Genomic DNA, 14,735 nt, shown 5'->3' with positions numbered 1-14,735 from the left:
AAGGTCAGTGTAACGGTTCTAAAGGAGGAATGTGTGATGACGGTACTTAATGCCCAACAATTACAAATCGCCGATGCCAAGTGGGCACAGGCAAACACCACTTACCGCACCATTAACCCACAAACGGTTCAGATCGATGTGCCGTTGCTAGATCCCTTTTCGGATGAGATCTCAATCTATGTGGTGGCACAAGACGCTGGTCAATTGCTGATCACGGATGATGGCTGGACCTTAAGTAACTTAGCCGATTTAGGGGTTGATTTTCAAGCAGAAAACGAGGCCCTTTTGAAGCAACAGTTGCAGCTGCATCAGATCCATGAAAAAGATCAGGCGTTACAGATACTAGCAAGTCAGGCTGATTTTCCAATGGCTAAAAGTCGCTTGTTACAGACAATCTTGTCGCTGAATACGTTGTTGATGCCGCGGTCCTAAAACATGATGCGTATGAAAAGTCTGGTGGTACCGATCAAGGTGCGGTCAGGCTTTTTTTCTGCGCAGTTACATGTCAACCATGTCCTGTAAACCGTTTGCAATGCGGCTTTAGCCAATCTTTGAATAAAAGTCTTACGAAGATTGACATTAGAAAATCACGATATCAGCCCTTTTTAAGGTTCATTTAAGGTACAGTTAAGCGTAAATAGACAGGTTTAATGTGTCGTCAAAATCGGCCATTCGAGGAAGGAAAAAAGGGGGACTTTTCATGAAACGGGGAAGCCTACAGCAGGCATGTACGCAACAAAAAGCACATTTTAAGTTATATAAGTCGGGAAAAATATGGGTGATTGCTGGCCTCACCACAGTTTGGTTTGGCCTAGGGTGGGCCCAACAGCAACCTGTTCAAGCAGCAACATTGACAACAACCACGCAAGTTGCACCAACAACTGCGGCTACCAGCAGTTCGGCAGCACCGGTCAGTTCTGCCGCTACATCAGCCGCTGCGCCGGCGCAGAAAATCGACTCGGCCAGCAGTGCTGCTAATACCGCTGATTCAGGCAATCGTGCGCTCGATGCAGTAAGCCCAGCTAGTGACGCCGCAAGCAATGCCTCAGCGTCAACCAGCAGTGTTGCCAGTTCAACGGCGGCTACTAGTTCCGCCGCAAGCAGCAGCGTGCCTAGCGCAACCGATCTTGCTAGTGGCGTGACCAGTTCAGCGGCCCCTATCAGCGCGGTTAGTGCGGCAACAAGTGACGCTGATACGGTGGCACGTTCGTTACAAACGACAGCCACCCAACAACCTAACACAACGACGGCTACCAGCGCTGCCGCTAATGGTCCCGTTGCATCAGCGGCGCCCGCTCGCCACGCTACTTTCCGAAGTGTAACGGCACCTGCCACCACGACCACCACAATTTTAGGCTTAACGGTGCAAGTTGGCTCGACAACCGTTAAGAGTGCCGCGGGGAACGTGCAAGTCACGACCACCACGGGCACTATTGGTACCATGACCAATATTTATGCCATTGCTGATTTTACTGGGGTGCGGGATATGCGCAACCAGCCGATTATGAACGGCACGGCAATTGGAGAATGGGTATCGGCGGGCCCTGATATTCGGGCGGCATTAGGAGCCGACGTTAAGCTGTTGTTCGCCTATGATGCGACGCAAGCGGCAACGACGGTTTATTTTGTCAACGGTAGTGGCCAGTCACTAATCAGTCAGGCCGGGACCGCGATGACGGCTACTTTCAGTGGCCACCAGCGCCAAACACAGAACCTGATACTACAAACCAGTCAGTCGACGGATGCCCAAAATCGGGTGATTGAAACGGCGCAAACAGTGTTGCAGTTTAACTATACTGGCGCTAATTTGGATCTCAATTATGCGACTTTATACAGTGGTAACGATTATGATGACAATGGAAAAGCCATCAATGCCTATCAGGACGCGGATGCAGATCCAGGCATGTTATTCAGCTTGCCAAATGTTGCGCCGATAACGGTACAGTACGTTGATCAACAAACTGGGGCCGCCATTGCAACTGACGAAACGGTGGCGGGCCAAACTGGGGCCACCATTACTGCCACTGCCTTACCTGAAATTCCAGGCTACACCTTAGTGGGCCAGCTGAAATCAGGCGTCACTGTCACCCCAGGGCAATCGATTGCCAATCAAGCGATTACCGCAACGGATCAGGCCACCGTGACGCAGCCACTAGACTATGACCTGAGTTATCTGTCGGATTATACGGTAAGCCGCCAGTTAGCCGTTGGCGGCAGTTATACGGTGGTGCTCCAAGATTACGCATATCATTGGGGTGTGGCCGGGTCGCCACAGTTCGCCATTGACATGACCGTAACGCGTTTGAATCTGGCCGGGGATATTCAAGTTGATTTTTACGATCACGCCACGGATACCACTACCACACAGATCATTGCCCATGGAAACTTAGCCACTTATGACAATCCCAATGATTATTGGGCAGATTACGATGGCGGCGTTGGGTTCACCTTACGCACCATTCACAACCAGCTTGATTTAACACCGGTGAATGTGACTTGGGTCTATCGAAAAATTGACGCGACCCAAGCGGCACCGGTGGTGGTCCATTATGTGGACGCCGCGGGCCACACGATTTTAGCCAATGACACGTTAACGGGCAATTTAGGGGATACTTATCAGATCACACCGAAAGCCATCCCTGGGTTCCAATACGTTAGCGCCAGCGCAGCGTTAACCGGTGCTTATACGACGACACCACAAGCCGTTACCTTAACGTATCAACCGACAAGCGCGACTCAAACTGTAACGGTACTTGGCTTACCGCTAACGGTGACTACGGTTCAAACCCAATCCGCGCAGGGTCAAATTTTAGCGGTGCATCAAACGGGCCAATTAGGGGACATTCAAAATATTTATGCGGTGGCTGATTTTACAGGTGTGCGGGACGTTAACGATCAACCCATCATGACCGGCGCTGCCATTGCCAACGACGGCATTAACGGTTGGGTGGCCAGTTACTTTGCTAACGGCTTACGGTTAGTTTTCTCATCCGATCCAATCACCCAAGCGTTTACCGTCACGTTTGTGGACCAGACTGGCGCTATTTTAAGCAATCCAGCTGGGGAAACCTTGCAGTTTACGTTTATGCCCGAGGATGCGAATCAGAAAATTATTGCGGCGGTGGCCGCTGCACCTGATGAATGGTCCGGCGCGTTACACGTGGCCTTACATTTTGGTGGCAGCAATGTAGATGTGAATTTTGGGGATGAGTATCAATCAAATGGCGTATCTTACCTTGATTGGAACCCTGGCGAATTATTTGTGGTGCCCAATACCCTAACCACCACGGTGCACCACATTGATGCTGCAACTGGGCAAGAACTGACGCAATTGCCAAGTGACCAATTAATGATTCACACAGGCGACACCTATGCCACCACAGCGACAACGGCACCGCAAGGCTATGAACTTGTGGGGAAATTAGTGGATGGCGCGGTGACCGGTCAGCCGATCACTGCTACTGACATTGAGCCAGATGTGACCAACACCAATACCTTATATGGTCGCGATGATGACACATCGTTTGTGTCCGATTACCATATTAAACGTCATTTAGCCGTTGGTAATAGCTATACGTTCCGGTTGCAAGATTATACGAATTATCGCTACGATGAAACAGTGGACGCATACCGCATGCCTTATTTACCGATCAATGTCACGGTTACGCGCCTTGACCAGGCAGGAACCATTCAGCTGACGATCACGGATCTTACCACTGGAGACGTTCAGACGAAAACGATTGCCCATGGGGATGCCGTGACTTATGACGGTGAAAATGATTTTTGGATGGACTTTAATCTGAATACCCCAGGCTCCAGTTTGCGAACCTTTTACAATGACTTGAATTTGGCCGCTATGGCGGATGTGACGTACGTTTATCAATTAAAACCAAGCGCGCCAGTTACTGTAACTTATTTGGACGAGCTCGGTCATGTGATCAGCCCGCAAACTGTTTTGACCGGCTTAGCCGATACCACTTGGATAACCGAAGCTAAAGTATTAGCTGGCTATACGCAGGTAGGTGTGATCGGTGCCACCACCGGTTCCTATCAAGCCCAAGCCCAATTTGTCACCTATGTTTATCGCCCTAATTTAGTCGTACCAACGGAAACCCCAGCCACATTGACCTTTAAGTTTGTGGATCAATATGGCAATGCGCTACAAGCTGACCAGCTTTTAAACGGTTACGTGGGGAACCACTATGACTTAACGGCGCCAACGTTTGCTGGGTATACGTACCAAAATACAGATGGTGCGTTAAGCGGTACGATTACGGGTGATGGCACCATCACCTTGCACTATCACCAAGCGGATGGTCAAGTACCAACAGAAACGCCAGCCACATTAACCTTTAAGTTTGTGGATCAGTACGGTAATGCACTACAAGCTGACCAAGTTTTAAAGGGCTACGTGGGGAATCACTATGATCTAACAGCGCCAACATTTGCTGGGTATACCTACCAAAGTGTAGATGGTGCGTTAAGTGGCACGATTACCGGTGACGGGACCATCACCTTGCACTATCACCAAGCAGATGGCCAGGTACCAACGGCAACCCCAGCTATATTAACCTTTAAGTTCATGGATCAATATGGCAATCAACTACAAGCTGACCAAGTTTTAAAAGGTTACGTAGGGAACCACTATGACTTAACAGCGCCAACGTTTGCTGGGTATACGTATCAAGATGCGGATGGTGCGTTAAGTGGCACGATTACCGGCGACGGGACGATTACCTTGCACTATCAACAAGTAGATGGCCAGGTACCAACGGAAACCCCAGCCACATTAACCTTTAAGTTTGTGGATCAATACGGTAATGCGCTACAAGCTGACCAAGTTTTACACAGCTATGTGGGCAATGCGTATACTTTGCAAGCCCCAACCATTGCGCATTACAGCTTTGATCGGGTGGAGGGCGCTTTAACCGGGCAAGTCACTGGTGATCAGACGATGACCTTGTATTACACGGACAATCGCCAGTTGCAAACCGAAACCAAGACGTTAACGCGCACGATCCAGTATGTGGTGCAAGGCGGCACGGCCAGTGCACCGGCCACTGTGGTTCAAACGGTTAATGGCACCCGGCAAGTGCTGATTGATCGCGTCACAGGGGAACGATTACAAGTTGGATCATGGCAAGCTCAGGGTGCTTTTGCGGCCGTTAGCAGTCCCCAACTTGCCGGCTATACAGTGGACCAGCCAGTGGTTGGCACTGCAATTCCTGACGCCAATGCGCTTGACAGCACCGTTACCGTGACCTACACTGCAACGGAACCAACGGAACCAACGGAACCAACGGAACCAACGGAACCAACGGAACCAACGGAACCAACGGTATCCAATGTGCCGACAGCGATTACACCGGGCCGGCTAGTAACGACCACAGCTGTTCGGCAACAGCCGGGATCACAGCTAGCCGTTACTAAACCAGTTTCACGGACACAACAAGATGGTCACCAGCTGCCAAAAACTGGCGAAAGGACAACCGCCAGTTTAGCGATCATTGGTCTGATGTTGATCAGTTTAACCGGTTTTGTGGCACGCTTTGGAAAGCAGCAACAACGTTAAAAAAGTAGCGGATTACGATTAGATAAGTTTGGTTTGAAAAGACGCTTGGCCTGTTATTAAGGCCAAGCGCTTTTTTTGATCGGCTGCTAGTTGCCATAAAATTTTGAACTTGTAAATGGGACCGTATTGCAAGGAATAATAAATTTTACTTTATTTTATATAAAATTATTTTAATTTTATTGCTAAAAAGTGCTTGCTACTTGAAACGGGGGGTAGGTGTATAAAAAACACGTCTACCGAGGGTTTGTTCATTTTTTGTAGTTTGTATTTTCGAAAGTTGGAACAGCGAAATCGTTGATTTGACGCCATTAATTGTGATTTTAAGTTAGACTTAAGGCACATTATGATATCAAATTAGGGGGTCAGCTGAATGAAAATTAGAAACTTAAACCATCAAACCTTGGCGCAACTTTATTCAACATCAAAATCACATTTTAAACTTTATAAATCGGGTAAAACTTGGGTCGTGGCTGGCTTAACCACGATTTTCTTCGGGATGGGGTTCGTTGGGCTCCCACAAACAGTACATGCGGCAACTGCAACGACCAGCACGGTTGCCGAGACCAGTAGTAGCGTTAGCTAGACTGCAGCCAGCACGGCAACTAGTAGTGCCGCCTCTAGCGCTGCCAGTGCTGCAGTTGAGACCAGCAACAGTGCTAGCTCAGCAACATCTAGCACGGCAACCACTAGTAGTGCCGCCTCTAGCGCTGCCAGTGTAGCAGTTGAGACCAGCAACAGTGCTAGCTCAGCAACATCTAGCACGGCAGCCACTAGTAGTGCCGCCTCTAGCGCTGCCAGTGCAGCGGTTGCGACTAGTAACAGTACTAGTTCGGCTGCAGCCAGCGCAGTAACAACTAGTAATGCTGCCTCTAGTGCCATCAGTGCCGCCGCTAAAACCAGTAATACTGCTAGTTCAGCGACCAGCAGTAGTGCCGCTTCTAGCGCTAGTTCAGCTGCAGCCAGTACGGCGACGACTAGTAGTGCCAGCCAAGCAACTGATTTAAACACAGCTAGTGGACTGGTCGGTAGCGCGCTAACCGCTAATACTGCCAGCACCACCAACACCGCTAGTACTGCGGCTAGCAGTAGTCAGGTGCGGACGTTCGTGGATGCCACTTTTTCAACGGCCAGCACCACGCCTAGTGTGCCAACACCAACCAGTAGCAATGGCATTGCCATTGCTTTAAATGGCGGCAGTCAAAATGTGGCCAATGAAGTCATTTTTGATAAAAATATTGGGCAACAAAAAGTCACCGTTTCTGGTTCTTTTGCTGCAGGGGATACCTTGATCATTGATCTGGGCACAACAGCTGTTACGAATGTTACAGCGCCGGATATTTCAGGCACAAAAGCCAGTATTAGTGGTGATCAGGTGACTTACACATTTAAAACGGCTGTCGCTGCAGTTTCAACAGATGTTTATTTCAAGTTAAATACCAGTGCGTCAGTTTTAAGTGATGGGCAACAATACACCATTTTGCCAATAACGGTCACTTTAAACGGGACGACGGTTGCCACGAATAGCCTTATTTTGAATAAAACTTATACCCAAACCAGTGCGCCAAATCAAGGTTACAATCTTTATGGTGGTGTAACAGGGGGGAGTATTGTAAACGGTTTGATCAAAGACGGTCAAGTTGTCAACGATATTCAAAATAATTTGGCAATTGACGGGTTACGTTATCCCGGCGATTACTCAACGATTATGAATCAATCAGCAATCACACAATTTACGGCTGATTCAACGGTTACAATTACATTCCCGGATACGGTTAAAATTACGGCAAGTTCAATCGATGCAAGTGCACTTGCTTTAGGTTATACCATGACCGTTACAGGCAATACGGCCGTTTTAACAATTCCAGCAGGCATGCATTTTTCCGATATGAAAGGCCAAACTGGTTTTATGCATTTTACGTTACAGGCGGTGACGACACCAACTGGGAACGTGAATTATGGCATGCCAACCATTGTTTCCGATTGGTTTTTAGATCAACAGGAATATGTTTTTACCAATCAAAGTGATCAAGATCCACTGCAATATATTGTTGCAACGCAAATTGCAAGTGATGGTGTTGGTTACGATGGTTATGATGAAACATTATTACCCTTAGAAGCGGGGAATACAGGTTGGACGTGGAGTTTTGGGGACACATCTAACTATGTCACGGGTAACTTGGACCAGGCGACATTGACGATGACCAACAGTAATCCTGATTCACCGATGGGGATTACAGGCCTCTATAACTTAAGCGATAGTGGTCTGGCGACAGCAGGGTTAAGCACGGATCTCACCATTACCTTTACCACAGCTAGTGGTCAGCAAGAAACCATGGCCTACGTCAGTGGTCAAGCAAATTATCTCACGACTTTAGGCAGTGCGAGTGATCCCGTAGTGGGCATCACATTAAAAACCAACAAAGCGGTTACAAGTGTACCTGCTAAAACGATTGCAACACGTGTCGGGTTGACCTCTTATGGCACGGCTGCAACGACGGTCACTATGAATACGACATTTCAGTTAGTCGGAATCGACGGGACGGTGGCAGTTGCAGCAAGCCAAAATAAAGCGCAACCGTTTGATAGTGAACCACTGGTTTTATTAAATGGCGGCCAAAATACGAGTAACACCATGGTTCAGGCTGGTGACACCGTTCAGCTTACCACGACATTAACCAATGGTTATCGGGGTAACCCTGATGCAGGTGTCGTTCTCAGTCGAAGTCAAGTCAGTGCTTCGGGTCTAACGGTGGAAGCGGCTTACCCGATGACGCTGGTTGTTGTTGCACCACTACACACGACTTTTGCCAGTGATAGTGATATTTTAAATGCGTTAGTGAAACAAAAAATTGTGACAAATGTGGCTGGGGTGACGTTGACCCATTTAGCCGACGAAAATGGTCAACAGCGGATCGCGATTGCAGGGATTAATAACTATTTAATTAGCAATACCTTGCAAATTCCAGTTATGATCAATGCCGATACCCTTGGCGGGACGACGATCAGCAGTACCAATACGATTTACGTGGAACCTAACGGCCATTATAAATTTGCCGGTCAAACTGCGCCATTGGCTAGTTTGGGCAGTTTAGAAGCAGATCTGGCTGCAGGTAATATGTACAATTTAACAAGCAAGCAAGGCACCATGGCAACCGTGATGGCAGCCTCTGTTTTCCAAACCACCAATGCCGTTCAAGGCTCCGCTGACAGTGGGGCGCAAGTGAGCACCGGGACCATTCGGGTAGATGATGATCAGGCAGTTGGGAAAACCATTTTAACCAACGGCTCGAATACGGATATTACTGATAATTTGGTCTTCGTGTTATTAGGCGATGGTGTGTCGCTCACCGGGCCGGTGACGGTCACGGATCAAGACGGTAACGCGGTGACGGGTTATCACACGACTTACACAACAGATGCTGGCGCGACAACTGATCCGACGCAAGCAGTTGGCCTTTTGGTATCCGGCTTGCCAGTGGCAGCACAAACATCACTGATTATTAGCTATCCGTTAACGCTGGATACGGATCAGTTGCAAGGCGCTTTAAGTGATAAAAGTTGGACTTATCTCACCAGGGTTGAAGCGTATACTGGCGGGACGTATGACATAGGGCAACAGTTCGGCAGTGATATTGATACCAATATGACCTTAAAAGCGGTTCAAAATGTTACCGATAGCTGGTACATTGCGCTAGATACAGGGGTGGGCACGCCACAGCCGGCTGGCACAGCGATTACCACCACTGGCTTAGTGGGCACGTCTTACAATGCGTTTCAAGTCACCGGGTTAGGGAGCCTTACTGTTGGGCAAGCGCTGCCAGATGCACCGGAATACATTTTCAAAGGGATGTATGACCCTAGCACTGGCACTTATTTAAGCAATGATCAGTTGATCACTTATCAAGAACAAGTAGCCGCCGATGGCAGTGTTAGCGGGCATACTTATTACATGGTGTTAGGGGAACGTTACAGCACCCAAGTGATCAGCACGGATTATACGGTACACTATACTGGTGCCGGCACAGCGACCCCAGCGGATCACACACAAGCAGTGGTTTGGACGGGGACTACTGATGCCGTCACCGGGACCACCACTTGGGTTCCAAGCAGTGCGTCGGTGGCAGTGAGCACCCCAACCGTCACCGGGTATCAGGCCGATGTGGCCACGGCGTATGAGGATGCTTTGGCGACCGTCACCACCCAACCAAGCAGCGTGAGCGTTACGGTTACCTACACGCCAGCGCCATTGACCCAGCCCACGCCTAATACAGCGACGCAGCCGGCGAACCCAGCTGATGTGACGGCAAATCCACAATTGGCCACCAGCATTGTGGTGCAAGGTGCCAGCAAAGTTTACGACAACGATGCCAGCACCGATCCCACCACATTCACCGTGTTGGCCCCAAGCCAATATTCAGACTTTGTGGTGCCAACCTTAACCGCCGCTGACTTTGATCTCAGCGGGGTGACCAGTCAAAATGTTGGCCTGTACCAAGTGACGTTAAGCGCCAGTGGGCTGGCCAAGTTACAAGCGGCAAACCCAACCTTTACCTTTGACGCCAGTGATGTGCAAAATGGGTTGTTCCAAATCACCCCAGCTGCCATTACGATCACGGCGCCAACCGTCAGCAAAACGTACGATGGCAAGGCCTACACGGCGACCTTAACGGCCAGCGTAAGCAACCTACCGACTAAAGGCGTGACCCCTGTTTACAGTTTGACAGATGTCAGCACGGCGGTAGCTGCGGGCGACTATCTTATTAACGTCAATGCTGACCCAACAGCCAACAGCAACTATACCATTACCACGCAGTCCGGTCAGTTAACCATTACGCCAGCGACTTTAACGGCCGGGGCGGTTACCGTCGGCAGTGCTAGCAAAGTTTACGACAACGATGCCAGTACCGATCCGACCACTTACACGGTGACCTTAGCCGATGGCTTAACCGCACCCACCACTTGGACCGCCAGCGATTTTGATACCACTGGTATTACTAGCCAAAATGTGGGCCAGTATGCGGTAACCTTAAGTGCCAGTGGCATTGCCAAATTGCAGGCTCTTAATCCTAACGTCACCGTTGATGGTGTCACAGCCGGTGCTTTAACGATCACAGCGGCACCGGTGACGATCACAGCTAATGGGGTGACTAAAATTTACGATGGCACCGCGTATACCAAGGCGTTAACCGCCAGCATCAGTGGCAATGTGGCTGCCGGCGACACCTTGGCCTACAGCTTAACTGATGTGAGTGCCGATGTGAATGCTGGTACCTATGCCATTAACGTGGTGTTAGGTGACAATCCTAACTATCAAATCACCACCGCTAGCAATGACTTAACCATTAGCCCGGCTTTAGTGCAGATCAGTGGGCCAACGGTTTCAAAAACGTATGATGGCAAAGGCTATACCGACGCTTTGATCCCAACGATTACCGGTCTTCCAGCCAACGGCGCGGCCTTGAACTATCAGTTAGCAGACGTTAGCGCCAATACCCAGGTGGGCAGTTACGCCATTGCGGTGACCCTTGACGCCAATCCAAATTATACGGTGACGGCCAGTAACGGCCTGTTGACCATCACCCCGGCGCCTGTTCAAGACGGCAGTCTACAAGTGAGCACCAACACCAAAGTTTACGATAATGATGCCAGCACGGATCCAACCGTGTATACCGTGACCTTAACAAATGGGTTAACGGAACCCACGGATTGGACTGCCGCTGACTTTACCCGCACCGCAGGTGAAAACGTCGGCAGCTATGACGTTAACTTAAGTGCGGCTGGTTTAGCCAAATTACAGGCCGCTAACACCAATTACGCGTTAACCGCAACATCGGTTGCCGCAGGGGCATTGATGATCACGCCAGCCCCGGTTAGCCTAACCGCCGTTAGTGCCAGCAAAGTTTACGACGGAACGGCCTATACCGGCGACCTCACCCCGCTGATCAGTGGGGTACCGACCCATGGCGAGGCAGTCACATACACTGTAACAGATCTTAGCGCCGCTAAAAATGCCGGCACTTACACGATTGATGTCACACCAACGGCCAACGCCAACTACAGCTTTACCACAATGGCCGGTCAATTAACGATTACCAAAGCACCGGTGACCATTACTGTGCCAACGGTGCACAAAACTTATGACGGTACGAACCAAGCCACCGTGACCGCTACGGTGACCGGCGTACCAACCGCTGGTCAACCAGTGGTCTATACGTTAAGTGATTTGAGCCAGGCCATTGACGCCGGCACTTATTCGGTTGCGGCGATCACTGACCCAACGGCCAACGCCAATTACGCGATTACCACTGAATCTGGGGCCTTGATCATTGACCCATTGGCGGTGACCATTACAGGGCCAACGGTAACGAAGACCTATGATGGCAACGGCTATACCGCTGCCTTAACCGCCACGGTGACCAGCGCCACCGGCATGGCCGCCCAACCGGATTACAGCTTAACCGATGTCAGCGGTGAGACCGCTGTGGGCAGCTACACCATTGCCGTGACACCAAGCGCCACCACCAATAATGCCAATTACAGCATCACCACGGTGGCCGGTCACCTGACGATCACGCCAGTCAGTGTTCAAGCAGACAGTATCGTGGTTGGCACCCAAACCAAAGTTTACGATGGCGACAGTGCCACGGATCCAACGGCTTACGACGTGACTCTGAGTAACGGCCTAACCACACCAACGGACTGGACCAGTACTGATTTTGTTCGCAGCGACACTTCTGAAAATGCCGGGACCTATGCGGTGACGTTAAGTGCCACCGGCTTAGCTAAATTGCAAGCTGCTAATCCTAATTACACGGTAACCGCCGCAGACGTTACCGCTGGCAGCTTCACCATTACCCCAGCACCAATTACGATCACCGCACCAACCCTAACCAAAGTTTATGATGGTCAGGCAGTGACCACAACGTTAGCGGCCACCGTTGCCGGTCAACCTGCAAAAGGGGTCACACCAGTTTATCAATTAACCGATGTTAGTGGCGCCGTTAATGCAGGCCAGTATCCGATTGCTGTCACCGCAACGGACGCCGCCAATGCCAATTACACGATCACCACGGTACCGGGCAGCTTAACGATTACCCCGGCCAGTGTGGGTGCGACGAGCATTCAGCTCGGTGACCAAACGAAAACCTATGATGGTGATGCCACAACAGATCCCGCAACCTACGATGTGACCCTGAGCAATGGCTTACTTGCCCCGGCCACCGACTGGGAGGCAACTGATTTTCAACGGGCTGGCAGTTCTGAAAATGTCGGCACCTATGACGTTACCTTAAGTGCCAGTGGCTTGGCGAAATTACAAGCCGCTAATCCAAATTACACGGTGACTGCTGCCGACGTACAAGCCGGTCACTTGACCATTACGCCGGCAAACGTGACCATTACAGCGCCAACAATCACCAAGGTTTATGACGGCAACGGCTATTCAAAAACTTTAACCGCCACCATTGTCGGCCAACCTGCAAACGGGGCTGCCTTAAACTACACCTTAACCGATGTAAGCACGGCCACCCATGTGGGGGATTACACCATTGACGTTACCGCTGATCCAACGGCGAACCAAAACTATAATATTACGACGCAATCAGGCAGCTTGACCATTACGCCAGCTAACGTGGCCACCGATAGTATTAAAGTTGGCAACCAAACTAAAGTTTACGATGGCGATGCCAGTACCGACCCAACCACCTACGACCTGACCGCTAGCACTGGTGTCACCGTGCCAACCGACTGGACCAGCGACGACTTTGTCCGCAGCGATGCTTCTGAAAATGCAGGCAGTTATGACGTGACGCTAAGTGCCAGTGGTTTGGCGAAACTCCAAGCGGCAAACTTGAATTATGTGGTGACTGCGGCTGACGTGCAAGCTGGCCAATTACCCATTACACCAGCGACTATCACGATTACCGCGCCAACGGTCACAAAAGTTTATGACGGCAAAGGTGTTACGAGTGCTTTAACCGCCACAGTCAGCGGTCAACCTGAAAAAGGTGTTGCGCCAGTTTATGCCTTAACGGATGTCAGGGGTGAGACCAATGTCGGCACCTATACCATTGACGTTACCGCTGATCCAGCAGCGAACCAGAATTATAATATTGTCACCAAGTCAGGCAGCTTGACCATTACGCCGGCCAGCGTGGCAACAGACAGTATCAAAGTTGGCAACCAGACCAAGGTTTACGATGGCGACACTGCCACGGATCCAACGATTTATGATGTAACGTTGAATGGTTTGACGGCCCCAACGGATTGGACTAGCACTGATTTTGTGCGTAGCGCTGCTTCTGAAAACGTCGGCAGCTATGCTGTTACTTTGAGTACTAGCGGTTTAGCGAAGTTACAAGCGGCTAATTCAAATTACACGATCACAGCTACCGACGTGCAAGCCGGCCAACTGACGATTACGCCAGCGGCTATCACGATTACAGCGCCAACGGTTACGAAAGTTTATGATGGCAAAGGCGCCACAGCTGCCTTAACCGCCACAGTCAGCGGCCAGCCTGAAAAAGGCACGGCGCCAGTTTATACCTTAACGGATATCAGTGATGAAACCAATGTCGGCACCTATACCATTGATGTTACCGCTGATCAAACAGCGAACCAGAACTATAACATTGTCACCAAGTCGGGCAGTCTGACGATTACGCCGGCCAGCGTGGCAACAGACAGTATCAAGGTTGGCAATCAGACTAAAGTTTACGATGGGGACAGTGCCACGGATCCAACGACTTACGCTGTAACCTTAAATGGTTTAATGGCCCCAACGGACTGGACCAGCGACGATTTTGCCCGCAGCGATGCTTCTGAAAATGCAGGCAGTTATGATGTGACTTTGAGCACTAGCGGCTTAGCGAAGTTACAAGCAGTTAATCTGAATTACACGATTACAGCGGATGACGTGCAAGCTGGCCAATTAACCATTACACCAGCTGAATTAACCATCACGGCGCCAACGGTCACGAAAGTTTATGACGGCAAAGGTGTTACGGGTACTTTAACGGCCACAGTCAGCGGCCAGCCTGAAAAAGGCACGACGCCAGTTTATACCTTAACGGATGTCAGTGATGACACCAATGTCGGCACCTATACCATTGACGTTACCGCTGATCCAACGGCGAACCAGAACTATAATGTCACGACGCAATCG

5 protein-coding genes are annotated in these 14,735 nt (G+C 50.1%); 4 read left to right on the top strand and 1 reads right to left on the bottom strand.

The annotated features are described in order from the left end of the window. Nucleotides 1-36: 36 nt before the first annotated feature. From FC07_RS14730 to FC07_RS14720, 3 genes are all read left to right on the top strand, one after another. Nucleotides 37-432 carry a DUF1828 domain-containing protein gene (locus tag FC07_RS14730; RefSeq protein ID WP_057905835.1) on the top strand — a complete coding sequence of 132 codons (396 nt, stop codon included), beginning with the start codon at nucleotides 37-39 and terminating at the stop codon, nucleotides 430-432. 268 nt (nucleotides 433-700) lie between these two features. Next, complete coding sequence (locus FC07_RS14725) at nucleotides 701-5,572, top strand: MucBP domain-containing protein (protein ID WP_057905834.1); 4,872 nt, start codon at nucleotides 701-703, stop codon at nucleotides 5,570-5,572. 370 nt (nucleotides 5,573-5,942) lie between these two features. After that, the gene (locus FC07_RS14720) at nucleotides 5,943-6,155 is read left to right on the top strand and encodes a KxYKxGKxW signal peptide domain-containing protein (RefSeq protein ID WP_057905833.1); all 213 of its coding nucleotides are present in this window, start codon (nucleotides 5,943-5,945) and stop codon (nucleotides 6,153-6,155) included. Here the strand turns inward: FC07_RS14720 and FC07_RS14715 are convergent. Then, nucleotides 6,152-6,628, bottom strand: coding sequence for a hypothetical protein (locus FC07_RS14715; protein WP_057905832.1), 477 nt, complete (start codon nucleotides 6,626-6,628; stop codon nucleotides 6,152-6,154). The genes FC07_RS14720 and FC07_RS14715 overlap by 4 nt on opposite strands. Nucleotides 6,629-6,665: 37 nt before the next feature. Between FC07_RS14715 and FC07_RS14710 the strand changes: the two genes are divergently transcribed. Further along, nucleotides 6,666-14,735: MBG domain-containing protein (locus tag FC07_RS14710; RefSeq protein WP_202813455.1), on the top strand; the 8,070-nt coding region annotated here is incomplete at its 3' end.

The organism is Loigolactobacillus bifermentans DSM 20003 (genome assembly GCF_001434575.1).
Taxonomy (GTDB): domain Bacteria; phylum Bacillota; class Bacilli; order Lactobacillales; family Lactobacillaceae; genus Loigolactobacillus; species Loigolactobacillus bifermentans.
Note: the sequence above shows the minus strand (reverse complement) of the source record. Positions and strands in the feature narration are given on the sequence as shown.

What these genes read in the sequence shown, in the direction of transcription:
- FC07_RS14720 (WP_057905833.1), top strand. Translation starts at nt 5,943, where the DNA reads ATGAAAATTAGAAACTTAAACCATCAAACCTTGGCGCAACTTTATTCA.
- FC07_RS14725 (WP_057905834.1), top strand. Translation starts at nt 701, where the DNA reads ATGAAACGGGGAAGCCTACAGCAGGCATGTACGCAACAAAAAGCACAT.
- FC07_RS14730 (WP_057905835.1), top strand. Translation starts at nt 37, where the DNA reads ATGACGGTACTTAATGCCCAACAATTACAAATCGCCGATGCCAAGTGG.